This window comes from Sphingomonas sp. JC676, assembly GCF_014489075.1.
Lineage (GTDB): Bacteria > Pseudomonadota > Alphaproteobacteria > Sphingomonadales > Sphingomonadaceae > Sphingomonas.
The window spans coordinates 108,630-131,950 of sequence record NZ_JACTGR010000005.1 but is presented as its reverse complement, the minus strand read 5'-3'; the positions used below and the strand labels follow the sequence as shown (position 1 = coordinate 131,950).

At 65.9% G+C, this 23,321-nt stretch carries 29 protein-coding genes; 16 read left to right on the top strand and 13 right to left on the bottom strand.

Going from position 1 to position 23,321, the window contains the following annotated elements; all coding sequences use genetic code 11:
• Positions 1–24 precede the first annotated feature (24 nt).
• Positions 25–285, top strand: a complete 261-nt coding sequence (locus tag IAG41_RS16885; protein WP_187729826.1) for a hypothetical protein — start codon at positions 25–27, stop codon at positions 283–285.
• Here the strand turns inward: IAG41_RS16885 and IAG41_RS16880 are convergent.
• The gene (locus tag IAG41_RS16880) at positions 282–1,112 is read right to left on the bottom strand and encodes a LytTR family DNA-binding domain-containing protein (RefSeq protein ID WP_187729825.1); all 831 of its coding nucleotides are present in this window, start codon (positions 1,110–1,112) and stop codon (positions 282–284) included. The genes IAG41_RS16885 and IAG41_RS16880 overlap by 4 nt on opposite strands.
• A gap of 56 nt (positions 1,113–1,168) precedes the next feature.
• Between IAG41_RS16880 and IAG41_RS16875 the strand changes: the two genes are divergently transcribed.
• From IAG41_RS16875 to IAG41_RS16855, 5 genes are all read left to right on the top strand, one after another.
• On the top strand, positions 1,169–1,741 hold the full coding sequence (locus IAG41_RS16875) for a DUF1579 domain-containing protein (protein WP_262408736.1): 573 nt from the start codon (positions 1,169–1,171) through the stop codon (positions 1,739–1,741).
• 105 nt (positions 1,742–1,846) lie between these two features.
• Positions 1,847–3,091: a DUF3419 family protein gene (locus IAG41_RS16870; protein ID WP_187729824.1), complete on the top strand. Its 1,245-nt coding sequence runs from the start codon at positions 1,847–1,849 to the stop codon at positions 3,089–3,091.
• A complete protein-coding gene (locus IAG41_RS16865; RefSeq protein ID WP_187729823.1) occupies positions 3,088–3,747 on the top strand; it encodes a class I SAM-dependent methyltransferase in 660 nt (219 codons plus the stop codon). Before IAG41_RS16870 ends, IAG41_RS16865 begins: the two co-directional genes overlap by 4 nt.
• Before the next feature lie 265 nt (positions 3,748–4,012).
• Positions 4,013–4,396 (top strand): response regulator transcription factor, encoded by a 384-nt coding sequence (locus IAG41_RS16860; RefSeq protein ID WP_316251180.1) that lies wholly within the window; start codon positions 4,013–4,015, stop codon positions 4,394–4,396.
• Between the two features lie 96 nt (positions 4,397–4,492).
• Positions 4,493–5,014 carry a DUF4199 domain-containing protein gene (locus IAG41_RS16855; protein WP_187729821.1) on the top strand — a complete coding sequence of 174 codons (522 nt, stop codon included), beginning with the start codon at positions 4,493–4,495 and terminating at the stop codon, positions 5,012–5,014.
• On the opposite strand, the gene hemA is transcribed toward IAG41_RS16855, so the two are convergent.
• A complete protein-coding gene (gene hemA / locus IAG41_RS16850) occupies positions 4,997–6,241 on the bottom strand; it encodes a 5-aminolevulinate synthase (RefSeq protein WP_187729820.1) in 1,245 nt (414 codons plus the stop codon). The genes IAG41_RS16855 and hemA overlap by 18 nt on opposite strands.
• A gap of 326 nt (positions 6,242–6,567) precedes the next feature.
• Here hemA and IAG41_RS16845 point away from each other — a divergent pair, with 326 nt between their 5' ends.
• Entirely contained in the window at positions 6,568–6,735 is a 168-nt protein-coding gene (locus tag IAG41_RS16845) for a hypothetical protein (RefSeq protein WP_187729819.1), read from the top strand.
• On the opposite strand, the gene murI is transcribed toward IAG41_RS16845, so the two are convergent.
• A complete protein-coding gene (gene murI, locus IAG41_RS16840) occupies positions 6,732–7,529 on the bottom strand; it encodes a glutamate racemase (protein ID WP_187729818.1) in 798 nt (265 codons plus the stop codon). The two genes, IAG41_RS16845 and murI, sit on opposite strands and share 4 nt — an antisense overlap.
• A gap of 81 nt (positions 7,530–7,610) precedes the next feature.
• Between murI and plsY the strand changes: the two genes are divergently transcribed.
• From plsY to IAG41_RS16825, 3 genes are read left to right on the top strand one after another with little or no spacing between them, the layout of a single operon-like run.
• Entirely contained in the window at positions 7,611–8,216 is a 606-nt protein-coding gene (gene plsY, locus IAG41_RS16835; RefSeq protein WP_316251179.1) for a glycerol-3-phosphate 1-O-acyltransferase PlsY, read from the top strand.
• Positions 8,209–9,291, top strand: a complete 1,083-nt coding sequence (gene dprA / locus IAG41_RS16830) for a DNA-processing protein DprA (protein ID WP_187729817.1) — start codon at positions 8,209–8,211, stop codon at positions 9,289–9,291. The genes plsY and dprA overlap by 8 nt, the downstream gene beginning before the upstream one ends.
• A gap of 10 nt (positions 9,292–9,301) precedes the next feature.
• Entirely contained in the window at positions 9,302–9,952 is a 651-nt protein-coding gene (locus IAG41_RS16825) for a hypothetical protein (RefSeq protein WP_187729816.1), read from the top strand.
• 50 nt (positions 9,953–10,002) lie between these two features.
• Here the strand turns inward: IAG41_RS16825 and IAG41_RS16820 are convergent, their stop codons facing one another.
• Positions 10,003–10,515 carry a hypothetical protein gene (locus IAG41_RS16820; protein ID WP_187729815.1) on the bottom strand — a complete coding sequence of 171 codons (513 nt, stop codon included), beginning with the start codon at positions 10,513–10,515 and terminating at the stop codon, positions 10,003–10,005.
• An 89-nt stretch (positions 10,516–10,604) separates the two neighbouring features.
• Here IAG41_RS16820 and topA point away from each other — a divergent pair, with 89 nt between their 5' ends.
• The gene (gene topA / locus IAG41_RS16815) at positions 10,605–13,145 is read left to right on the top strand and encodes a type I DNA topoisomerase (protein ID WP_187729814.1); all 2,541 of its coding nucleotides are present in this window, start codon (positions 10,605–10,607) and stop codon (positions 13,143–13,145) included.
• Between the two features lie 98 nt (positions 13,146–13,243).
• Here topA and IAG41_RS16810 read toward each other — a convergent pair whose 3' ends face one another.
• Both IAG41_RS16810 and panC read right to left on the bottom strand, forming a co-directional pair.
• The gene (locus IAG41_RS16810) at positions 13,244–13,540 is read right to left on the bottom strand and encodes a sel1 repeat family protein (RefSeq protein WP_187729813.1); all 297 of its coding nucleotides are present in this window, start codon (positions 13,538–13,540) and stop codon (positions 13,244–13,246) included.
• Positions 13,541–13,642: 102 nt separating this feature from the next.
• Positions 13,643–14,476, bottom strand: coding sequence for a pantoate--beta-alanine ligase (gene panC / locus IAG41_RS16805; RefSeq protein ID WP_187729812.1), 834 nt, complete (start codon positions 14,474–14,476; stop codon positions 13,643–13,645).
• A gap of 79 nt (positions 14,477–14,555) precedes the next feature.
• On the opposite strand from panC, the gene IAG41_RS16800 reads away from it, so the two are divergent.
• From IAG41_RS16800 to IAG41_RS16785, 4 genes are all read left to right on the top strand, one after another.
• Positions 14,556–15,350, top strand: coding sequence for a division plane positioning ATPase MipZ (locus tag IAG41_RS16800; RefSeq protein ID WP_187729811.1), 795 nt, complete (start codon positions 14,556–14,558; stop codon positions 15,348–15,350).
• Entirely contained in the window at positions 15,350–15,625 is a 276-nt protein-coding gene (locus IAG41_RS16795; protein ID WP_187729810.1) for a J domain-containing protein, read from the top strand. Before IAG41_RS16800 ends, IAG41_RS16795 begins: the two co-directional genes overlap by 1 nt.
• 52 nt (positions 15,626–15,677) lie before the next feature.
• Entirely contained in the window at positions 15,678–17,066 is a 1,389-nt protein-coding gene (pgmG, locus tag IAG41_RS16790; protein WP_187729809.1) for a phosphoglucomutase/phosphomannomutase PgmG, read from the top strand.
• Positions 17,067–17,152: 86 nt separating this feature from the next.
• Entirely contained in the window at positions 17,153–17,917 is a 765-nt protein-coding gene (locus tag IAG41_RS16785; protein ID WP_187729808.1) for an exonuclease domain-containing protein, read from the top strand.
• 97 nt (positions 17,918–18,014) lie between these two features.
• Here the strand turns inward: IAG41_RS16785 and IAG41_RS16780 are convergent, their stop codons facing one another.
• From IAG41_RS16780 to IAG41_RS16765, 4 genes are all read right to left on the bottom strand, one after another.
• The gene (locus IAG41_RS16780; protein WP_187729807.1) at positions 18,015–18,473 is read right to left on the bottom strand and encodes a hypothetical protein; all 459 of its coding nucleotides are present in this window, start codon (positions 18,471–18,473) and stop codon (positions 18,015–18,017) included.
• Between the two features lie 95 nt (positions 18,474–18,568).
• Positions 18,569–18,898, bottom strand: coding sequence for an excalibur calcium-binding domain-containing protein (locus IAG41_RS22995; protein WP_222950746.1), 330 nt, complete (start codon positions 18,896–18,898; stop codon positions 18,569–18,571).
• A gap of 95 nt (positions 18,899–18,993) precedes the next feature.
• The gene (locus IAG41_RS16770; RefSeq protein ID WP_187729806.1) at positions 18,994–19,473 is read right to left on the bottom strand and encodes a DUF1440 domain-containing protein; all 480 of its coding nucleotides are present in this window, start codon (positions 19,471–19,473) and stop codon (positions 18,994–18,996) included.
• A 95-nt stretch (positions 19,474–19,568) separates the two neighbouring features.
• Complete coding sequence (locus tag IAG41_RS16765) at positions 19,569–20,456, bottom strand: TraB/GumN family protein (RefSeq protein WP_187729805.1); 888 nt, start codon at positions 20,454–20,456, stop codon at positions 19,569–19,571.
• A gap of 97 nt (positions 20,457–20,553) precedes the next feature.
• Between IAG41_RS16765 and IAG41_RS16760 the strand changes: the two genes are divergently transcribed.
• Positions 20,554–20,985 carry an OsmC family protein gene (locus IAG41_RS16760; RefSeq protein WP_187730150.1) on the top strand — a complete coding sequence of 144 codons (432 nt, stop codon included), beginning with the start codon at positions 20,554–20,556 and terminating at the stop codon, positions 20,983–20,985.
• Here IAG41_RS16760 and fghA read toward each other — a convergent pair.
• Genes fghA through IAG41_RS16745 form a run of 3 tightly spaced genes read right to left on the bottom strand, consistent with a single transcriptional unit; the run spans position 20,982 to position 23,283 of the window.
• A complete protein-coding gene (gene fghA, locus IAG41_RS16755; protein ID WP_187729804.1) occupies positions 20,982–21,815 on the bottom strand; it encodes an S-formylglutathione hydrolase in 834 nt (277 codons plus the stop codon). The two genes, IAG41_RS16760 and fghA, sit on opposite strands and share 4 nt — an antisense overlap.
• The gene (locus tag IAG41_RS16750; RefSeq protein ID WP_187729803.1) at positions 21,815–22,171 is read right to left on the bottom strand and encodes a cupin domain-containing protein; all 357 of its coding nucleotides are present in this window, start codon (positions 22,169–22,171) and stop codon (positions 21,815–21,817) included. The genes fghA and IAG41_RS16750 overlap by 1 nt, the downstream gene beginning before the upstream one ends.
• The gene (locus IAG41_RS16745) at positions 22,171–23,283 is read right to left on the bottom strand and encodes an S-(hydroxymethyl)glutathione dehydrogenase/class III alcohol dehydrogenase (protein WP_187729802.1); all 1,113 of its coding nucleotides are present in this window, start codon (positions 23,281–23,283) and stop codon (positions 22,171–22,173) included. The genes IAG41_RS16750 and IAG41_RS16745 overlap by 1 nt, the downstream gene beginning before the upstream one ends.
• Between the last annotated feature and the right edge of the window lie 38 nt (positions 23,284–23,321).

The following is a 23,321-nucleotide window of genomic DNA, read 5'->3' as shown; positions in this document are numbered from 1 at the left end:
AAGACGACTATGAAGGAGCCCGAAATGCGCAAACAGTTTCTCGTCTTGCCTTTGTTTCTGCTTGGCGGCGCCGCCTGTTCGGAGAGCACGCAGGACAATGTCAGCAGCGCGATGGAGCGCACCGGCGACTCACTCGACAATGCCGCCGACAAGGCGGGCGACCGGATCGATAACGGCGCGGCCAGGGCCGGCGACGCGCTCGAGAACGCGGTGGACAAGGTCGGAGACACGGTGGCCGGTGCGGTCGACGATACCGGCAACGCGATCGACAACGGCTCGCGCTAGGCGCTCCGCAGCCAGCCGCGGCGCCGGGCCTCGGGGGCGTGGGTGGCGCTGACCGGCAGGGTGGTGCCGTCGGCAAGCAGGAGCTGCCAGCGCCGCCCCTCGCGCCGCGCCCCGGCAATCGCTCCGGCGGCGACCCAGGCGCCGCGATGGACCTGCGCGCCGTCGATGGTGGCGACTTCCTTGAGCGCGTCGCCGAAGCGGTAATGGAGCAATGCGCTCTGTCCGTCGCGGCGATGGACGCGGCAATAATGATCCTCGGCCTCGATCGCGGCGAGCGCTTCGGGCGCGACGCGGGCACGGGCGAGAAGCCCGTCGGCGGGCGGCGGCACCGCTTTCGGCGCGCGGTTCAGCAACACCCAGGCGACCGTGGCGCAGACCGCGAAGATCACCGCGCTGATCGCCAGCGCGCGCAGCCAGACGTCCACCGGCATCGCCGTCATCTCCACGCCGACGAGCCGTCCAATCCCGGCGATCTCGAACGGCAGCGGCAGGTTGAGCGGGATCGTGCCGATCAGCGAGACGCGCGGCCAGTCGATCGGCTTGCGCACGAACATTGCGAACAGGATCTGCCATTTGAGCGCGTTCCAGCCCATCAGCAGCAGCCAGAATGCTGTGCGCTGGCCCAGCGGCAGCACGCTCGTGTTGAATCCGCCGGTGACGATCATCAGCCCCGCCGCTGCGGCGCACGCAATCCACAGCAGCGGAAAGCCCGGCACCGGTCCTCGGGGCCAGGCACGTTTCGCGAAGCCGCCGGCGCGCTTCGCGAAACCGCGCTTGGCTGCGACAGGCTTGGCGGGGCTTAGGCGGGCGGACCGGGTGGCGGGCATCGCGGCACGCTGCCATGCGCCGCCCGGTCCGACAACTCGCGATCAGGAGGTTTCGCATGTTTCGATTTTTCGCGCGCAGCGCGGCATTGGCCCTGTCGCTTTGCTTGCCCGCAGCGGCTCTCGCTCAGGGCGCCGACATGGCGGCGATCGCCGCGCAGCAGGAGGCGATGAAGAAGCTCGATTGGATGAACGGCAAATGGCGCGGTCCCGCGGTCAGCCAGTCGCCGCAAGGCGAGCACAAGGTAACGCAAACCGAGCGGATCGGTGGCTTTCTCGATGGCTCGCTGAAGGTGATCGAGGGCAAGGGGTACAATGCCGATGGCAGCACCGGTTTCCACGCCTTCGGCGTCGTCACCTATGATCCGGCGACCAAGACTTATTGGATGACCAGCAGCGCCCAGGGGCGTTCCGGCAAGTTCCAGCTCACGCCAAGCGACAATGGCTATAAATGGGAGATTCCCGCCGGTCCCGCGACGATCCGCTACACCGCGACGCTCGCAGACGGCACATGGACCGAGGTGGGCGATTACGTTGCCGCCGGCCAGCCGCCGCGCCGCTTCTTCACCATGACGCTCACCCGCGTGGGAGATACCGATTGGCCGGAAGCGGGCAGCATGACCAAGGATTGATTTCCGCCGACTCCTGGCACAAGGCTGCAAAGGTTTTGTCACATGTGAGGACTAGGGCGCTCGCTTGCTCGATGCAGAGCGCGGGCCCCCCTCCAGGAGTCAATGATGGGTTCAGTTGCCAAGACGCCTCGTAACGTCGCCGTGCGCGGCGCGGTGCACCGCCACGAGCACCTCACCAAACAGGGCATTTTGGAGCGGGCCTTTACCTTCGCCTTCCGAGGGCTGGTCTATGCCCAGATCTGGGAAGATCCCGATGTCGACATGGAGGCGCTGCAGATCACGCCCGACAGCCATGTCGTCGCGATCGCTTCGGGCGGCTGCAACGTCTATTCCTATCTGGTCGCGAACCCCAAGGCGATTACCGCGGTCGATCTGAACCCGGCGCATATCGCGCTCAACAATCTCAAGAAGCAGGCGGCGATCCACCTACCCGATTATGCGGCGTTCCACCGCTTCTTCGGCCTAGCCAACCGGCCCGAGAATATCGATGCGTACAAGGAATTCATCCGCCCGCATCTCGACGACAAGTCGCGCGATTATTGGGACAGCCGCGCGCCCAACGGCGTGCGCCGGATCAACGGCTTCAAGACCGGCTTCTACAAACAGGGTCTGCTCGGCCGGCTGATCGGCTTCGTCCACAAGATGGCGCACAAGTACAAGATCGACCCGAGCGAGATCCTGCGCGCCAAGAATATCGAGGAGCAGCGCGAGATCTTCGAGACCAAGTTCGCGCCCTTCTTCGAGAAGAAGTTCCTGCGCTGGCTGGTCGATCAGCCCGCTGCTCTGTTCGGCTTCGGCATCCCGCCCGCGCAGTATGACCTACTCAAGGTCGACGATGCCGGCGGCATCACCGGTGCGCTCAAGAGCCGGCTGCGCAAGCTCGCCTGCGATTTCGACATCAAGGACAATTACTACGCCTGGCAGGCTTTCGGCCGGGGCTATGGCGAGCATGCGGATGCGCCGCTGCCGCCCTATCTCCAGGCGAAGAACTACGAGACGGTGCGTGACCGCGCCGACCGCGTCGAAGTCCGCCACACCAATTACGCCGACTATCTTGAGTCGATGCCGGCCCAGTCGCTCGACCGCTATATCCTGCTCGATGCGCAGGACTGGATGACCGACGAGCAACTCACCCGTATCTGGACCGAGATCACCCGCACCGCCAAGCCCGGCGCGCGCGTGCTCTATCGCACCGCCGCGGTGCCGGACGTCGTGGCCGGCCATATCCCGGCGGCGATCCTCGACCAGTGGGAATATGCCTCGCAGGAACAGCGCGAGGACTGGACCAAGCGCGACCGCTCCTCGGTCTATGGCGCGACGCACCTCTGGACGCTGAAGCCCCACGCATGAGTGGAAATCAGGGGGGCGACCAGAAGTCGCTGATGGACGACGTCTACGGTCTCCATCGGCACTTCTACGATTTCACCCGCAAATTCTACCTGTTCGGGCGTGATCGGCTGGTCCGCCGGCTCGCGCCTCCGCCTGGGGGCACGGTGCTCGAGGTCGGCTGCGGCACCGCGCGCAACCTGATCAGGGCGGCGCAGAAATGGCCGAATGCACGCTTCCACGGTTTCGACATCAGCGAGGCGATGCTCGACACGGCGCGCAAGTCGGTCGCGAAGAAAGGGCTGTCGGACAAGATCACGCTCGCCCAGGGCGATGCCGGCAATTTCGACATCCAGACTTTGTTCGGGCTTGAGAAGGTCGACCGGGTGTTCATGAGCTATACCTTGTCGATGATCCCGCCCTGGCAGGAGGCGATCGCGCTCGGCGCCGCGGCGCTTGCGCCGGGCGGCAGCCTGCACATCGTCGATTTCGGGCAATATGAGCGGCTGCCGGGCTTCGCCAAGCGGTTGCACTTCAAGTCGCTCAACGATTTCCACGTCTTCCCCCGGCGCGAACTGCCCGCGGTGCTCAAGCGCATCGCCCAGGAGCAGGATCTGGGCCTGGAGTTCACGCCGCTCTATCGCGGCTATGCCTGGAGCGCGACGCTCAGGCGGGCCTAGAACCGATCGTTATTTGGCGTCTTTCGAGCCATGCCTTTTTTGCCATCCGTCATCCCGGACTTGTTCCGGGGGCCACGGTACCGCAAAGGATGGGCAAGAGGTTCCAGCCTTTCCCGCAGCCGCTCGATGGACCCCGGAACAAGTCCGGGATGACGAGGAAACCGGAACCGAGCTCCGAATTCCAAAAGCCGATCCCTTCTAGCCTGCCGCTCGCGGCATGTTAGGTTCGGGCACGATGTGGAGGCGAACGTTACTATACGGGGCGGTGCTGGCGGCGGGGACGCTGGCGCTGCAGCTGCTCGACTATCAGCGGTTCGCGCGGACGCATTCGGGCGATGTCTATATCTTTCTGATCGCCACCGGCTTCCTGGCGCTCGGCATCTATGTCGGCGCCAGGGTGATCGCCGCGCCGCGCGCAAGGCCGTTCGACGGCAATCCCGAGGCAGTCGCCACGCTCGGCATCTCGGCGCGCGAGCTGGAAGTGCTTGAGCAGATCCTGGCCGGCCGTTCGAACCAGGAGATCGCCGACCGGCTCGGCGTATCTTTGAACACCGTGAAGACCCATGTCGCGCGACTGCTCGAAAAGCTCGGCGCCAAGCGGCGCGGGGACGCGGTGGCGCGGGCACGGGAATTGGGAATCGTGCGCTAGGCCGCGCATTTCACGCAAATCATCCTTTCGGGCGATTGCCGCACGGGCTTGCCCGTCGCTTCCTTAGGGCGCAGCATTCACCAAGGGGGAAAAGACATGCTTCGCACCATCCTGATCTACGGCGTGATCGGCGGGCTGATCGCCGGCGTTGCGATCTCCGTCGTCGTGCTGGTCCTCGGTATCCATTCCTATTCGAGCGGCTATCTCAGCATGCTGGTGGGGCTGAGCACCATCTTCGTCGCGATCAAGCGCCGCCGCGACATGGATCAGGGCGGGGTGATCCGCTTCTGGCCCGCGCTCGGGCTGGGTCTCGGCATCAGTCTGGTCGCCGGAATCCTCTATACGCTGACCTGGGAGGGCGCACAGATGGTGCTCGGCACCGCGTTCGACATCGACAAATACGCAGCAGCCGAGCTCAAGGGGCTGAATGGCGCGGCGCTGGCCGCTAAGACTGCCGAGATGCAGGCGCTCGTCGCGAACTACCACAATCCGCTGTTCCGCCTGCCGATGACCTTTGTGGAGATCTTCCCGGTCGGTGTGCTGGTGTCGCTGGTTTCGGCCGGCCTGCTCTGCAACAGCCGCTTCCTGCCGGCGCGCGCCTCAGGCGGCCAAGCGTAGCTCCAGCCGGCCCCAGATCTCGACCAGCGCGCCGACCAGCTCGCGCATCATCGCTTCGGTGTGCGCGGGCCCGGGGGTGAAGCGCAGCCGCTCGGTGCCGCGCGGCACGGTGGGGTAATTGATCGGCTGGACGTAGATGCCATATTCGGCGAGCAGCACGTCGCTGATCTTCTTGGCTTTGACCGGATCGCCGACCATCAGTGGCACGATATGCGTGGTCGAGGGCAGCACCGGCAGCCCGGCCTCGGCCATCAGGCCCTTGAGCATCGCCGCGGCGGCCTGCTGGCCCTCGCGCTCGACGCTCGACTGCTTGAGGTGCCTGACGCTCGCGAGCACGCCCGCGACCAGCACCGGCGACAGCGAGGTCGTGAAGATGAACCCGGGCGCATAGCTACGGATCACGTCGATGATCACCTGGTCGGCGGCGATGTACCCGCCCATCACGCCGAACGCCTTGCCCAGCGTGCCTTCGATGATGTTGATCCGGTCGGCGACCTCGTCGCGCTCGGAGATGCCGCCGCCGCGCGCGCCGTACATGCCCACGGCATGGACCTCGTCGAGATAGGTCAGCGCGTTGTACTTGTCGGCCAGGTCGCAGATCGCGGCGATCGGCGCGATATCAGCGTCCATCGAATAGACGCTCTCGAACGCGATCAGCTTGGGTGCCGCGGGATCGTCGGCCGCGAGCAGCTCTTCGAGATGCGCGAGATCGTTGTGGCGCCACACGCGCTTCTCGCAGCCCGCGTTGCGGATGCCGGCGATCATCGATGCGTGGTTCAGTTCGTCCGAATAGACGATGCAGCCGGGCATCAGCTTGCCCAAGGTCGCCAGCGTCGCCTCGTTCGAGACATAGCCCGAGGTGAACAGCAAGGCGCCCTGCTTGCCGTGCAGATCGGCCAGCTCGGCCTCGAGCTCGATATGGTAATGCGTGTTGCCGCCGATGTTGCGGGTACCGCCCGAGCCGGCGCCCACGTCGTGCAGCGCCTCTTCCATCGCCGCGATCACCTTGGGATGCTGGCCCATCGCGAGATAGTCGTTCGAGCACCATACCGTGATCGGCTTGGGGCCGTTATGCCCGGCGAAGCAGCGCGCATTGGGATAGGCGCCCTTGTTGCGCAGAACGTCGATGAATACGCGATAGCGCCCTTCGGCATGAAGCCGGTCGATCGCCTGATTGAATACCCGCGAATAGTCCACAGCGGGCGCGGGGCTGTCGTTCGTGCGCATGGCCAGCGTCCCTACGCTCAAAAAATGCGGATTTCTAGAACAGATGGGTGGGCAAATTGTCTAAATCGGCGCTTCTTCGTCGCAGAGGCCGCCGCGCGACAATGGCAAGTTCCGTCACAGTAGCGACACCGGTCTGAAGCAAGCCAAAACATGTTAGCGGTAAAGTTCCCTGCAAACCCAACGGCTCGTCGCAAATGATGATGTGGATCAGTACGACTCGCCTTGTGCTATGGTATAAAAACGACATCGCGGACGACTCACTGCTTTCAAGCATGGCCGCGGCTGAGAGACCGGTTTGTGCTCCCGCTTGCGAACGGAGCAGCGTAATGAGCATCAGGGATGTGGAATATTATCGGCGACGTGAGCGTCAGGAACGCGAGAACGCCGAGCGAAGCGATGACAGCACCGCGAGGCGCATCCATCTGGAGATGGCCAATCGCTATTCGGCGATGCTACGCGACGTATCGATGATTCCGACGATGGCGCAGTCCTAGAGCGACTCGACGCTCGCCAGCCCGTAGCGCGCCAGCGCCGGGCCCAGCGCCCGCATTTCCTCGTTCAATGCCGTGAACACCGCTCGCCCCGGCGCGGGGTGCTCGGGCCATTGCTGCCCCTCGGTGAGATGCGCGATGCGCCGCGCGATGCCGGAGCCGCCATCGACAAAGCGCACCGGGTGCGGCGCCGCCGCGGCAAGCTCAGCCTCGAGCAGCGGGAAATGCGTGCAGGCATTGACGATCACGTCGAGCCGGTCGCCGCCCGGCTGCCCGAATAGTCCATCCAGCACGCCACGTAGCCGCGCCGGATCCGGCGCGGTGCCGGCCAGCTTCGCCTCGGCCATCTCGACCAATTCGGCCGATCCGTGGCGCAGCACAAGGCAGTCGCCGGCGAAGCGCGCGGCGAGATCGTCGACATAGGGCTGGCGCACCGTCGCAGCGGTGCCGAGCACGCCGATCACCCGCGTCTCGCTCAGCAAAGCGGCGGGCTTGATCGCCGGCACGGTGCCGACAATCGGCACGTCGAGCGCCGCGCGCACCACCGCCAGCGCGATCGTCGACGCCGTGTTGCAGGCGATCACGATCAGCCGCGGATCGAAGCGCTCGGCCAGCCGCCCGAGCAAAGCCGGCACGCGCGCCGCGATCTCGCTTTCGCTGCGCGTGCCATAGGGGAAGCCCGCCGAGTCCGCGACATAGACCAGAGGCGCCCGGGGCAGCAGCTTTGCCGCCGGCGCGAGCACCGAAAGCCCGCCAACACCGGAATCGAAGAACAGCAATGGCCGCGTGTCTGTCATTGGAAACGATCGGTCCAGCAAACCCAGATTGTTGCACGCGCTTAACGGAGCGCCTAGCTTGGAGGCAAGCAAGGGGGACCCGTGCAAAGCAACATACTCTGGCTGGGTCCCACCGCGGCGATCCTGATCGGCTATCTGCTCGGTTCGATTCCGTTCGGCGTGCTGCTCACCCAATGGGCTGGCGCGGGCGATCTGCGGCAGATCGGCTCGGGCAATATCGGCGCCACCAATGTGCTGCGCACCGGCCGCAAGGGGCTGGCGGCGGCGACCTTGCTGCTCGATCTCGCCAAGGGCGCGGCTGCGGTGCTGCTCGCCGAAAAGCTGTTCCCTGGCACCGCGATCCTCGGCGGCGTGGGCGCGTTCATCGGCCATTGCTACCCTGTCTGGCTCAAGTTCCGCGGCGGCAAGGGCGTCGCGACGCTGATGGGCATCGTCGTTGCGCTCCACTGGCCTTCAGGACTGGTCTATGCCGGCGTCTGGCTGGGGCTGCTCGGCGTCTTGCGCATTTCGTCGCTGGCGGGAATCAGCGCCGCGGTCAGCGCGCCGGTCAGCGCCGCCTTCTTCGGACGGATCGATCTGGTGCTGATGCTGCTCGCGCTGGCGCTGATCGTGTTGTGGAAGCACCGCGAGAATATCGATCGCCTGCTGAGCGGCACTGAGCCGCGCATCGGCAAGAAAAGTGAGTGACAGCCGCGAGGCGCGGCTCCGATTGCTGCGCTCCGCCAATATCGGCCCGATCAGCTATCGTCAGCTGCTCGCCCGTTTCGGCACCGCCTCGGCAGCGCTGGGGGCCTTGCCGATGCTCGCGGCGCGCGGCGGGGGCAGGGCGCCGGTCATTGCCGATCCGGCGCTCGTCCGACGCGAGATCGCCACCGTCGAGCGGCTCGGCGCGCGCTACGTCTTCTTGGGCGATCCCGACTATCCCGCGCTGCTCGCCGAGTTGGAGACGGCGCCGCCCGCGTTGATCCTGCGCGGCGATCTCGGTCTCGCGCACCGCACCTGCATCGCGATGGTCGGCGCGCGCAACGCTTCCGCCGCCGCCTGCCGGTTCGCACGCCAGCTCGCGCTCGGGCTTGCCGATGCCGGCGTGACCGTGGTCTCGGGCCTGGCCCGCGGCGTCGACACCGCAGCGCATATCGGCGCGATCGGCGGCGGGACGATCGGGGTGATCGCCAGCGGCATCGACGTGACCTTCCCGCCGGAGAATCGCGAACTCCAGGAGCGCGTCGCGACAGAAGGCCTGCTCCTCGCCGAACAGCCGCCGGGTACCGAGCCGCTCGCGCGCTTCTTCCCCTCGCGCAACCGCATCATCGCCGGGCTCGCGGTCGGCACGGTGGTGGTCGAGGCCGCGCCTAAATCGGGCTCGCTGATCACCGCCCGCCTCGCCGCCGAAGCGGCGCGCGACGTGATGGCCGTTCCCGGCTCCCCGCTCGATCCGCGCGCGCAGGGCTGCAACCTGCTGATCCGCGAGGGCGCGACCCTGGTGCAATCGGTCGACGATATCCTCGAGATGGTCCGCCCGATCGATCCGCGCGCCGTGCGCGCGCCGGCGCATGGTTTCGAAGGCCCGCCGCCCGAGGATGCGAGCGATGCCGACCGCCGCGTGGTCACCGGCCTGCTGGGTCCGGTGCCGGTTTCGGTGGACGAGTTGATCCGCCAGTCCGGGCTGGCGCCGGCTGTGGTGCAGACGGTGCTGCTGGAACTTGAGCTGGCGGGACGGCTGGAACGGCATGCCGGGGCGCGAATTAGCCGTATCGATTGACGGGGGGCAAATGGAAGAACGGATAAGCCCAGGCGGGCTGGTCGGCGCGACGCTCACGTTGTTGCGGAACAATGCGGCGGCGGCGACGGCGGCGTTCGTCGGGTTGGTCGCGATCGCCACAATATTCGATATGCTGCAGCCGGGAAGCTACACCAATCTTCCGCTGGGTATCGCAGGTGCGCTGGCGCAATTCATACTGACCAAGAGCGCGCTCGATCGTCTCGGCGTCGTACAACGCATCTCGCACGGTGCTGGAGTGGGATTTATCGGCCTGTCGATTCTGACGAACCTGGGCATATTGGTGGGGCTGGTGTTGTTGGTGCTGCCGGGCATCTATCTGGCAATGCGCTGGTCGCCGAGCGTCTCGGTGTTGATCGCCGAGGAAAGCGGTCCGATCGAGAGCATGGGCGAGAGCTGGCGGCGCACCAATGGCTACGTCATGCCGATCACGATCGCCTATCTATTTTCGCTCCTGCCCTTGCTGGGCATTATCGGTGTCGGCGTGGCCGAGGGCCTTTTTCCAGAGTTTGCCGGTCCAATCGAGGCGCTAGGACTTAACCTGTTCGTCTATGCCTGGCTGATCCTGAGCTGGTATCTCTCGATCGCGATCTACCTTGCGATCAGCCGTGTTCCGGACGACCTCGAACAGGTTTTCGCATGAGCCGGTGAGGTTGCGTCCCGCTCCATCTGAATGGGATCGGCGGCGCTTATCTATCGGCAGACGCCCTCGCGCGATCCGGCCGTGCAGAATGTCGCGCCTTGGATCTGCACCCGAGCCCAGCCCGTCTCCTTCGCATCGGGGACGTGGCGAAAGGCGACCTGGACCATGTGGATCGCACCTCCGCTGCTCAGGACGCGGAAGAAGAAGGTCTCGGGCTGGCCGGTCGAGGGATTGCGCGGGCAATCCATCCGCCCCTCAATCGACGGATGTCCGGCCGTGGTGGCCGCTATGTGCATCGCCTTCGTGCCCGGACAAGCATTCTTGATGGTGGCCTCGAAGTTCGTGGCATAGGTGGCCGCGTCAGCGCCGGTGTTGATTTTGAGGATCGTGATCATCCGCGACCACTTCTCGACCGTCTCGCCCCGAGGTATGCGCTCCTCGATCGTGCCCGATTGCGCGGTTTCCCGATGTCCCACGACAAAGCCTTCGGGCATGGGCATCACGAGCCGCTCATTCGGAGCCACGAAAGCCAGGACCATTGCAGTCGCGAAAGTGCGCATCATCTAAACCCTCCGAAACCGGAACCGCTTGACGAACCCGAGCGGGCATAACCACCCTCGTACGCGTACACGTGAGGTTAGACACCAAATCCATGCAGCTTGTCATCGTAGAGTCGCCCGCCAAGGCGAAGACCATCGAGAAATATCTCGGCAAGGACTATCGGGTCCTCGCCTCCTACGGCCATGTCCGCGATCTGCCCGCGCGCGACGGATCGGTGAACCCCGACGAGGGGTTCGCGATGGAATGGGAGACCTATGCCGACAAGTCGAAGCAGCTCAAGGCGATCTCCGATCTCGCCAAGACCGCCGACCGGCTGATCCTCGCGACCGACCCTGACCGCGAGGGCGAGGCGATCTCGTGGCACGTCCAGGAGGTGCTCCGCAACAAGAAGGCGCTGCCCAAGGAAGTCGAGCGAGTCACCTTCAACGCGATCACCAAGCCGGCGATCCTCTACGCGATGCAGCATCCGCGCGAGCTCGATACCGATCTGATCGATGCCTATCGCGCCCGCCGCGCTCTCGATTATCTGGTGGGCTTCACCCTCTCGCCGGTGCTGTGGCGCAAGCTGCCCGGCGCCAAGTCGGCGGGCCGCGTCCAGTCGGTCGCGCTCCGGCTGATTGTCGAGCGCGAGCGCGAGATCGAAAGCTTCACCGCGCAGGAATATTGGTCGGTCATCGCCGACATGGAGCAGGACGGCACGCCGTTCCAGGCGCGGCTGGTCAAGTATAAGGGCGACAAGATCGATCGCCTGACGATCGGCGACGGCAAGTCGGCCGAAGCCGCGAAGAAGGCCGTCGAGGAAGGCCGTTTCGCGATCGTCTCGGTCGAGACCAAGCCCGCGACGCGCAATCCGCCGCCGCCGTTCACCACCTCGACGCTTCAGCAGGAGGCTGCACGCAAGCTCGGCTTCTCGGCCAGCCACACGATGCGGATCGCCCAGGCGCTCTACGAGGACGGCGCGATCACCTACATGCGGACCGACGGCGTCCAGATGGACGGCGACGCCATCCAGGAGGCGCGCAAGGCGGTCGCCATCCGCTATGACGGCAGCTACGTGCCCGACAAGCCGCGGATGTACACCACCAAAGCGAAGAACGCCCAGGAAGCCCATGAGGCGATCCGGCCGACCGATTTCTCCAAGGACAAGGCGGGCTCGGGCGATCATGCCCGGCTGTATGACCTGATCTGGAAGCGCGCGCTCGCCAGCCAGATGCAGTCGGCGCGGATGGAGCGCACCACCGTCGATCTCGAGGACGGCAGCGGCCAGCATGGCCTGCGCGCCACCGGCCAGGTCGTGCTCTTCCCCGGCTATCTCGCGCTCTACGAGGAAGGTAAGGACGACGAGGGCGACGAGGACAGCCGCCGCCTGCCGCGGATGAGCACGGGCGATTCCCCGGCCAAGAAGGCGGTCAACGCCGAGCAGCATTTCACCCAGCCGCCACCGCGCTTCTCCGAAGCCTCGCTGGTCAAGCGGCTGGAGGAGCTCGGCATCGGCCGCCCGTCGACCTATGCCTCGATCATCCAGGTGCTCAAGGACCGCGCTTATGTCCGCATCGAGAAGAACCGCTTCTTCGCCGAGGAGAGCGGCCGGCTGTTGACCGCGTTCCTCGAACGCTTCTTCCAGAAATACGTCAATTACGACTTCACCGCCGGCCTCGAGGACGAGCTCGACGAGGTCTCGGGCGGCCGCGCCGCATGGCAGGCGGTGCTCGAGGCGTTCTGGAAGGACTTCAAGCCGCGCACAGCAGAGGTGATGGAGCAGAAGCCGTCGGACATCACCGCGGCGCTCGACCAGTTCCTCGAACCCTATCTCTTCCCGCCCAAGGCGGACGGCAGCGATCCGCGGCTCTGCCAGGTCTGCGGCACGGGGCGACTGGCGCTGCGCGGCGGCAAGTTCGGCGCGTTCATCGCCTGCTCGAACTATCCCGAGTGCAAATATACCCGCCGCTTCGCCCAGCCGGGCGGTGAGGGGGACGAATCCACCGGCCCGGAAGTGCTCGGCAACGATCCCGACACCGGCCTGCCGGTCGAGCGCAAGTCGGGCCGTTTCGGGCCGTACATCCAGCTCGGCGAAGGCAAGGAAGCGGCGCGTGCGTCGATCCCCAAGGATATCGAGCTCGATCTCGAATGGGCGCTCAAGCTGCTCAAGCTGCCGCGCACGATCGGCAATCATCCGGAAACCGGCAATCCGATCACCGCGTCGATCGGCCGCTACGGCCCCTATCTGGCGCATGACGGCAAGTACGCCCGGCTCCAGTCGACCGCCGAGGTGTTCGAGACGGGCATGAACGCGGCGGTGGTCAAGCTCGCCGAAGCGGCGGCGAATGGCGGCCGTCCCGCTCGCGGCGCGTCGCGCGAGCCGCTCAAAATGCTCGGCAAGCATCCGCGCACCGAGGCGGAGATCAAGCTGATGGAAGGGCGCTACGGCGCCTATGTCACCGATGGCGAGACCAACGCGACCCTGCCCAAGTCGATCGACAAGGACCAGCTCACGTTGGAAGAGGCCGCGCAGCTGATCGACGCCCGCGCTGCCGCCGGACCCGCCAAGGGCAAGGGCAAGAAAAAGGCCGCACCAAAGAAGAAGGCGCCCGCGAAAAAGGCAGCGGCCAAGAAGGCAGCCGCGAAGGAGTGAATCGTGCTCCTGCGAAAGCAGGAGCCCAGAATCTCAAGCGATGTTCTCCGTGGCCCTGGGCTCCTGCGTCCGCAGGAGCACGGGCACGTAGCAAGGCGTCAGGCCGCCCGCATCTCGAGCCCGCGCAGCCAGGCGCGTGCCGCCTTTTGCGCGTCGTTGATTTCGCGGGCGGTCATGTCCTCGGCGATCTCCGCACGGCAGAGCTGCGCCGCCGAGCTGCCGGTCACGGCCGCGATGTTGAACCATTTATGCGCCTCGACCAGGTCGACATCGACCCCGTCTGCACCACTGGAATAAACCATGCCTAGATCGTAGCAGGCATTCGCATCGCCGCGTGCAGCGTCGCGAAGCCGGCTCTCGATAAGGAAACGCGCACTCTTCAGGCTATTGCCCATGCCGCTAACCCCCTAGTTAGTCTCCCTCGTGGCTACGGTTTTGGGGGGCGAATGCGAAGAAATGGTTAACGCGGTTAACCGTATTTCACGCCGCCGCAGTTTTCACGTCACCGGAATATTGTCGATCAGCCGCGTGCCGCCGATGCGTGCGGCGGCGAGCAGGCGCAGCGGACGCCCGGGCGTGGGCTCGGCCAGAGTCTCGGCATCGGCGAGCGCGACATAGTCGATCTCGAAGCCCGCCGCGGTCAGCGTCTCGCGCGCCTGCGCCAGCGCCGCTTCCGGATCCCCACCCTCGGAGATCGCTCGCTCCGCAGCGCCCAGCGCGCGCGGCAGCGCCACGGCGCGGGCGCGGTCCTCGGGCATGAGGTACGCGTTGCGCGAGGAGAGGGCGAGCCCGTCATCCTCGCGCTGGGTCGGCACGCCGACGATCTCGATGGGCAAATCGAGATCGCGTACCATCCGGCGGATGACCGCGAGCTGCTGCCAGTCCTTCTCGCCGAACAATGCGACCTGCGGCTGGACCTGGTTGAACAATTTGGCGACCACGGTCGCGACGCCGTCGAAATGGCCAGGCCGGTGCGCGCCGTCGAGCACTTCGCTCACGCCCGACACCGATACGATGCTCGCAAAGCCCTCAGGATACATCACCTCGACCGGCGGCATCCACAGCAGGTCGGCGCCCGCATTCGCCAGCATCCGCGAATCGGCCTGTTCGCGCCGCGGATATTGGGCGAGGTCCTCATTGGGCCCGAACTGCATCGGATTGACGAAGATCGACACGACCACGCGCTCGCCGGCGCGCTTGGCGGCCTCGACCAGCGCCATGTGCCCGTCGTGTAACGCGCCCATCGTCGGCACCAGGGCGACGCGCTCCCCCGCTTCTCGAAAGGCAGAGATCGCCTCGCGGAGGTCGGGTAGCTGACGGACGGTTTGCACGCTTGGTCTCTTTCGATAAGACGGAAAGGGCGGCCTTCTATGGGGGGTGGCGCGTCCGATCAATAAAGGAAGTTGTGCGTTGAGTGATGGTGCGAAGCGGTTGCACGTTCTGGTATTCGCCAATGAGAAGGGCGGCACCGGAAAGTCGACCACCGCGGTCCACGCCGCGATCGCGCTCGCGTTCAAGGGTGCGCGGGTGGCGTGCTTCGATCTCGATCACCGCCAGCGCACCATGGGCCGCTATTTCGACAATCGCGCGGCGACGATGAAGCGGGTCGGCCGCCCGCTGCCGATGCCGACCTACGAGACGCATGACGGCGAGAGCATGTCCTTCTTCTCGGACACGCTCGAGCGGCTGGGCGAGACCGCCGATTTCCTGGTGATCGATACGCCGGGCCGCGACGACCGGTTCGCGCGCCTCGCGGTTACCAACGCCGATACCTTGGTCACCCCGATGAACGACAGCTTCGTCGATTTCGACCTGATCGGCCAGGTCGATCCCGAGACCTTCCGCGTCTCGCGCCCCAGCTTCTACTCCGAGCTGATCTGGGAATCACGCAAGCGCCGCGCCAAGGCGGATGGCGAGACGATCGACTGGGTCGTGCTCCGCAACCGCATGCAGCATATCGAGGCGCGCAACATGCGCCGCGTGTCCGAGGCGATCGACCAGCTCTCCAAGCGCGTCGGCTTCCGGGTGATCTCGGGGCTCTCAGAGCGCGTCATCTATCGCGAGCTGTTCCCGCAGGGCTTGACCATGCTCGATTCGCGCGAGTTCGGCGAAATGGGCCTCAGCCATGTCGCCGCGCGCCAGGAACTGCGCGAGATGATGGCGGGGCTGGCGCTGCCCGAGACCGCAATGCCGCTGTTCGCCTGATGTTTCAGTTCCTCCTCGCCGCCCTGATCACCGGCGCGATCTGGGTCTATTGGGGCAAGCCCAGGACCAAGCCGGCCAAGCCCGCGCCGCCGCCGCTGCCCGAGGATGAGGCCCGCGCGATCCTGGGCGTGGGCGTGGATGCAGGCGAGGACGAGATTCGCGCAGCGCATCGCCGGCTGGTGACTGCGCTGCATCCGGACAAGGGCGGCTCGGTTGAGCTAACCCGAAGGATCAATGCGGCGAGGGACAGGCTGTTGCTGCGCCGCACCAATTGAACTTTACCCCCGCATGGGGGATTAGGCGGCGAACATCTCCCCGGGAGGCATCATGGCACATCGTTTCGATCCCACTTCGCTGCGCGAGTACGATATCCGCGGAATCGTAGGGGAGGCGCTGGGTCCCGACGATGCTCGGGCGATCGGCCGCGGCTTCGCCACCTTGCTCCGCCGCGCGGGCGGCAAGCGTGTCGCGGTGGGCCGCGACGGCCGTCTTTCTTCGCCGACGCTCGAAGCCGCGCTGATCGAGGGGCTGACCGCATCGGGCTGTGACGTCGTCCGCATCGGCATGGGCCCCACCCCGATGCTCTATTATGCCGAAGCCACGCTGGAAGTGGATGGCGGCATCCAGATCACCGGCAGCCATAATCCGGGCAATTACAACGGCTTCAAGATGGTGTTCGAACACCGTCCGTTCTTCGGAGAGGACATCCAGAGGATCGGCAAGCTCGCCGCCGAGGGCGATTGGGACGACGGCGACGGCAGCGAGACCGTCACCGATGCCGAGGTGCTCGATCTGTATGTCGGCCGCTTGATGGCAGGCTATGCCGGCGGCGCCTATCGCATCGGATGGGATACGGGCAATGGCGCCGCCGGCCCGGTGGTCGAGAAGCTGGTGAAGATGCTTCCGGGTGAGCATCACACGATCTTCACCGAAGTGGACGGCAATTTCCCCAACCATCACCCCGATCCTACCGAGGAGAAGAACCTTGCCGATTTGAAGGCGCTCGTCGCGGCAAAGAACCTCGATTTCGGACTGGCTTTCGACGGCGACGGCGATCGGCTGGGCGCGATCGACGGCAAGGGCCGCGTGGTCTGGGGCGATCAGCTTCTCTCAATATTGGCGGAACCTGTGCTGCGCGTGGAGCCGGGCGCGACGATCATCGCCGACGTGAAGGCCAGCCAGGCGCTCTACGATCGCATCGCCGAGCTGGGCGGCAAGCCGCTGATGTGGAAGACCGGCCATAGCCTCATCAAGACCAAGATGAAGGAAACGCACGCCCCGCTCGCCGGCGAGATGAGCGGCCATATCTTCTTCGCGCAGGACTATTACGGCTTCGACGATGCGCAGTACGCCGCGGTCCGGCTGATCCAGGCGGTGCATGTGATCGGCAAGTCGCTCACCCAGCTCAAGGACGAGATGCCGGCGATGGTCAATACGCCGGAAATGCGTTTCCAGGTCGACGAGAGCCGCAAGTTCGCGGTGATCGACGAAGTGCTCGACCGGCTGGAAAAGGCGGGCGCCGACGTCAACCGCACCGATGGCGCGCGGGTCAACACGCCCGACGGCTGGTGGCTGCTGCGCGCGTCGAACACCCAGGACGTGCTGGTGGCGCGCGCCGAGGCCAAGAGCCAGGAAGGGCTGGACCGGCTGATGGCGATGATCGACGCCCAGCTCGCGGCAAGCGGCCTGGAGCGCGGGGAGCAGGCGGGACATTGATCGGCTGCTAGCAGCCCCTCCCCCGAAGGGGAGGGGCTTTAAGTTTCGACTCGCATTCCGCGGCCCATATCCCCACATCTCGGGCCATGGCGTCGCCACCTCCCTCCATCATCCGCGTCATCGATCTAGAGACCACCGGCCAGGCTCCACCGGCGCACGGGGTGTGCGAAGTGGGCTGGCAAGACGTCGCGCTGCAGAAGGACGGGCGCTGGGAGCTGCACGGCGAGGGCGGCAGCCGGCTCGTCAATCCCGGCCGCCCGATCCCGCCGCTCACCATGGCGATCCACCATATCCGCGACGAGGATGTCGCTGACGCGCCCTGGTGGCACGACGTCGCGCGCCCGGTGCTCGATCCCTGGCCGCGCCGCATCGCGCTCGCCGCGCACCGCGCCAGCTTCGAGGAGCAGTTCTGCACGCCCTCGCTCACCCGCGGCGCGGACTGGATCTGCACCTATAAATGTGCGCTGCGGTTGTGGCCGGGCTCGCCGGGTTTCTCGAACCAGCTCCTGCGGTACTGGCGCAATCCCGAGGGCATGGTCCACGAACGCGGCCTGCCCGCGCACCGCGCCTTCCCGGACGCCTATGTTACCGCGTTCCACCTGCGCGACATGCTCAACGAAGCCAGCGTCGCGCAGCTGATCCAATGGTCGAAGGAGCCGGCACTCGAGCCTCGCGTCCGCTACGGCCCCGATCGCGGCAAGGAATGGAGCGAGATCGACGACGATACGCTGGCCGGCTTCCTGGACGACCGCGATATCGACATCCGCTACACCGCCCAGACCGAGCTTGCGCGCCGTCGCGGCGGCGGCCCGGTCGGTCGCGGCGCCGCGACCGAGGGGCTGCTGCTCTAGGCTGCGAGCGCTCGCCGGTCAGCGCCATGGTCGGAGGCCGACGAACAGCGGGACGCGGTGGTTAGCGTACGCTAAGCCAGCGCGTCGTTTGCAGCATTTAGGCCGCCAGGCGGATTGCCGGCCGCTCTTCGTCGTCATTGGAGACTGCTGGACGCCGCAGCCGCGCGCGTGTCCGCGTTCTGGCGCGTCGAATACCTCGACGGCTCACGAGACTTTGCATCGTCGCTACCATACTCCGCAGCCGAATACCTGACGCCGCAAGCAACGTGGCGGTAAACAGATCGACGATCGTCGCGATCTCGAACGTCGAGGCCCAACCAATGAGTTCGGGTGTGGCCGCGCCGAGGATGCGAAAGGCTTCCCCCTCCAAGAGCCAGACGAGGGCTGCTCCGAACAGGAAGAAAAGCAGGCCCAGAACCACATGACCGCGTGTGAGACGCGACAACTGCGCCACAGGCCAATCGACCAGCACCCGCCGCATCGAACGACCAACTGGAGTGTCTCCGGCGAGATGCAAAACCATCCATAGCAAAAGCAGCGATGTAGCAATGGTCATCCGGCGCCCTCCCGGGCTTGATATGCGGGCATGAACGGGCTTCGCCAAGTGGTGAGGGCAATGTCCGCTACTGGGTCGTTAGCGTACGAACGGTTTCATTGACCGTGATAAGGCTCGCAGGCGATCCCATCGCCGTCACCATCCATCTTGTCGCGATATCCCGGTTCGCCCTGATAGATCGGAGCGGTACCAGCCGCGCGGGCCTCGTTGCATCCGCCCCAATGGTCGCCCTCCTGGGGTGCTCGTCGTCTTACTATGCCGCTCGCAACGCCGACAACTTTGACTGTGGCGGCAATCTTGTCACGTCCCTGGGAAGTCGTGGCGATCGATCCAACACCCACGCTCGCGCCCAGTACCGCAGCTCCCGCCAAAAAATTGATGGCCGGTATTTTATGGTGTTTGCGAGGTCTGTTCCGCCAGGCCATTTCCCCTGGCTAATGAGAAATGATGAACGGCAGGTTCTGGGTCGCGATCGCCGACAGCCGCGGTCGGTGGCACTCGGTTCCCCGAGACGCAGCGCTCAACGCCTGCCGGCGATCAGCCAGCGCACGCCTTCCAGCACCACGCCGTAGACGAGGTGCGATGCCGCGCCAAAGGCATGGGTCGCGACCGGCGCCTCGTCGGACTCCGGGCCCAGCCCCGCCGCCGGCACCGCGACTTCGTCGAGCAGGGTCGAGGTGGCGATGCCATAGGCGCTGCCGAAGCCGGCGCTCGCCTCGGGGCGATATTCGGTGAGCACGCCGTAGATGCCGCCCAGCACCCCGCCCACGACATAATGGACGAGCTGGCCCGCCTGCTCGCGATAGGGCTCGGGCACCGGATCGCCGATCACCGCTTCGCTCGCGGCGTCCGCGGCCTTCACCGTCGCCGGATCCTCGTCGTTCTCGTCGGGCAGCAGCTTCGACGCCCGATCCTGGAATGCCGCCATCGCCGCCGAGGCGACGAGCCCCGCGGCGACGCCGGCGACCAGGCCGAGAAAGGGGCGGGGACTCTGTGCCATCGACTGCTCCGTCCGTTGCGGCCCCGAAACGCCGGAAGCGCCGGTGCGGGTCCGAACGCCAGAGCCTCGCGCGGCGCCTACGTCAATATGGCGCGTCAATATGGGATGCGCGTGGCCTTGAGGTTGCGCTTGGCCAGGAACGCCTGGACGCTGTCGTCGCCGGCCAGATGCCCCGCGCCGATCGCGACGAACACCGTGCCCGGCTTGGCCAGCCTTTTGTCGATCCAGTCGGCCCAGCGCGCGTTGCGATCGGTGAGCAGGATCTTGCCGATCTCGGGCGTCTCGCGCAGCCCCTCGTTCATCGTCTTGCCAAGCGTTTCGGGATCGCCCGCCGCCCAGCTGGTGATCATCTTGCCCAGCTCGTCGCCCAGCTTGGGATAATCGTCGACCGTCGAGACGAGGAACTTGACCTGCAGCGTATCGGGCAGCGCCGCGAAATAGCCGATCTGCTGCTCGGCGGTCTCCAGCCCTACCAGCTGCTTGCCCGCGGCCTTGGCGGAGGCGGTGATCATGGCTTCGGCGCCGCTCTCCGGGTCATATCCCAGTTTCCTGAGCGGCAGTACGCTGAGCGCGACCGCGGCGTACCAGGGGTGGAAGGGATCAAGGTCGGAGGGCGCGATGCCCGAATCGGTCAGGGCCTTGGCATAGGCTGCGCGCTTGTCGGCGGGGAGTTGCTCGGTGATCGTCGGGCCGCCGATATTGAGCGCGGTCTTCATCACCAGCGATCCCATCGTCGCCTGGTCGGGCTGGATCATCTCGAGCACGACTTCGTCGCTTTTGTCGAACGCCGCCTTCACGGCCTCGTCGAACCAGCTGAGGCCCGGCTTCAGCACATGGACGGTGCCGAACAGATAGATGGTCGTGTCCTCGTCCTTGACCACCCAGAGCGCCGGATCGGCGTCCTGGACCGCGTCCTGCGCGTGCACCGCGGGAGCGAAGAGGAACGCCAGCGCGGTCAGCGCGCGGGACAGGTGCTTGAGCATGACGTGGAAAACTCCCCGGAACGAAGGCTTGTCTGATGCAGCATGCGATATAGGCGGTTACCGTGGCGTTGCCAGCGAAGGGCATGGGAGAGCGAGAATGGCGGGCGAAGTGATCGTGCGGTCGGGCGAGGGCCGGTTCGGAACCTTGGTCGAGGCGGGCCGGCATCAATGGATGATGGACGAGCCGGTAGATGTCGGCGGGGCCGATACGGGACCGACGCCCTATGACATGCTGCTGGCCGGGCTGGGCGCGTGCACCTCGATGACGCTGAACCTCTATGCCCGGCGCGAGGGGATACCGCTGGAGGGCGTGACCGTCCGCCTCCACCATGATCGCAACCACGCCAAGGATTGCGGCCATTGCGCCGACGCCGGCGCGAATCCGCGGATCGAGGCGATCTTCCGCACGATTACGCTGGAAGGGCCACTCAGTCCCGAGCAGCGCGCGCACCTGATGGAGATCGCGGAGAAATGCCCGGTGCACCGCACTCTGACGGGGGTGCTGCACGTGCATAGCAGCGCCGGCTAGGCGTTCAGCCGCTCGGCGTGCCAGGCGATGTGATCGGCCATGAAGGTCGCGACGAAATAATAGCTATGGTCATAGCCCGGCTGGATGCGCTGGGTCAGCGCGATGCCGGCGTCACGGCACGCGGATTCGAGCAGCTCGGGCTTGAGCTGCTCGGCCAGGAAGGGATCGGCCGACCCGGTATCGACCAGCAGCTCGGCCAGCCGCGCGCCATCCTCGATCAGCGCGAACGCGTCATAAGCGCGCCACGCCGCGCAATCGGTGCCGAGATAGCCGCTCAGCGCCTTCTCGCCCCACGGCACCTGACCCGGCGCGGCGATCGGTGCGAAGGCCGAGACGCTGCGGAAGCGCTCCGGATTGCGCAGCCCGATGGTCAGCGCGCCGTGCCCGCCCATCGAATGGCCGGTGATGCCCTGGTGGCCCATGTCCGCGGGGAATTCACTGCCGATCAGCCGGGGAAGCTCTTCCTCGACATAGGAACGCATCTTGAAATGCTGCGACCAGGGCGCCTGGGTGGCGTCGAGGTAGAAGCCTGCGCCCTGGCCGAAATCATAGGCCGCGTCGTCGGGCACGCCTTCACCGCGCGGGCTCGTGTCCGGCGCGACGAAGATCACCCCATGCTCGGCGCAGGCGCGGCGATACTCGCCCTTGTCGGTCACATTGGCGTGGGTGCAGGTGAGCCCCGAGAGATACCAGAGCACCGGCAGCTTCGCGCCTTCGGCATGCGGCGGGACATAGACCGAGAAGGTCATGTCGGTGCCCGTCGCTATTGAGGCATGGCGGTAGACGCCCTGCACGCCGCCATGCGCCTTGTTGGTCGAGACCGTCTCCATCAGATCGCCACGGCGCGGGTGGCGGTCGCGGAATCGCCGGTATTGTCGGTGCCGGCCGGCTCGATGACGATGATCTTCACTTCGCCATACCGGGCGACCGGACGGTGCTCGACGCCGCGCGGCACGACGAACAGCTCGCCGGGGTTCAGCGTCACCGTGCGGTCGCGCAACTCGATATCGAGCACGCCGTCCAGCACCAGGAAGAAGTCGTCGGTGTCGACATGCTTGTGCCAGACGAACTCGCCTTCGACCTTCACGATGCGGATGTCGTTGTCGTTATAGGTTGCCACGATCCGCGGCGCCCAGTGTTCGGAGAAGGTGGCGAACTTCTCGGCGAGGTTGACCGCGCCGGTCATCAGTACACCACCACGCTACGGATGCTCTCGCCGGCATGCATCAGGTCGAAGCCCTTGTTGATCTCCTCCAGGCTCAGCACGTGCGTGATCATCGGGTCGATCTGGATCTTGCCGTTCATGTACCAGTCGACGATCTTGGGCACGTCGGTGCGGCCCTTGGCGCCGCCGAACGCGGTGCCGCGCCAGTTGCGCCCGGTCACGAGCTGGAAGGGGCGGGTGCTGATCTCCTTGCCCGCCTCGGCCACGCCGATGATGATGCTGGTGCCCCAGCCGCGATGGCAGGCCTCAAATGCAGTGCGCATCACCTCGGTGTTGCCGGTGCAGTCGAAGGTGTAATCCGCGCCGCCATCGGTCAGCGCCAGGATCGCGGCGATCGTCTCCTCGCGCGACTTGCCGCGGCCGTCGATGAAGTCGGTCATGCCGAACTTGCGGCCCCATTCCTCGCGGTCGGGGTTGATGTCGACGCCGATGATCCGGTTCGCGCCCGCCATCCTGGCGCCCTGGAGCACATTGAGCCCGATGCCGCCCAGCCCGAACACGACGACATTGTCGCCGACCTGGACCTTGGCGGTGTTGACCACCGCGCCCACGCCGGTGGTGACGCCACAGCCGATATAGCAGCTCGTCTTGAACGGTGCGTCCTCGCGGATCTTCGCCACCGCGATCTCGGGCAGCACGGTGAAGTTCGAGAAGGTCGAGCAGCCCATATAATGGTAGATCGGCTGGCCCTTGTGGCTGAACCGCGTGGTGCCGTCGGGCATCAGCCCCTTGCCCTGGGTCGCCCGGATCGCGGTGCACAAATTGGTCTTGCCCGACAGGCACGACTTACACTGGCGGCATTCGGGGGTGTAGAGCGGGATGACATGGTCGCCGGGCTTCACGCTGGTGACGCCCGGCCCGACCTCGCGCACGATCCCCGCGCCCTCGTGGCCCAGCACGCTGGGGAACAGCCCCTCGCTGTCGAACCCGTCCAGCGTATAGGCATCGGTATGGCAAATGCCGGTCGCCATGATCTCGACCAGCACTTCGCCTGTCCGAGGCCCTTCGAGATCCAGCTCGACGATCTCGAGCGGCTTCTTCGCTTCGAACGCGACGGCGGCCCTGGTCTTCATCACCCATGCTCCCACAAGACGGTGCCGGCCTGATCCGC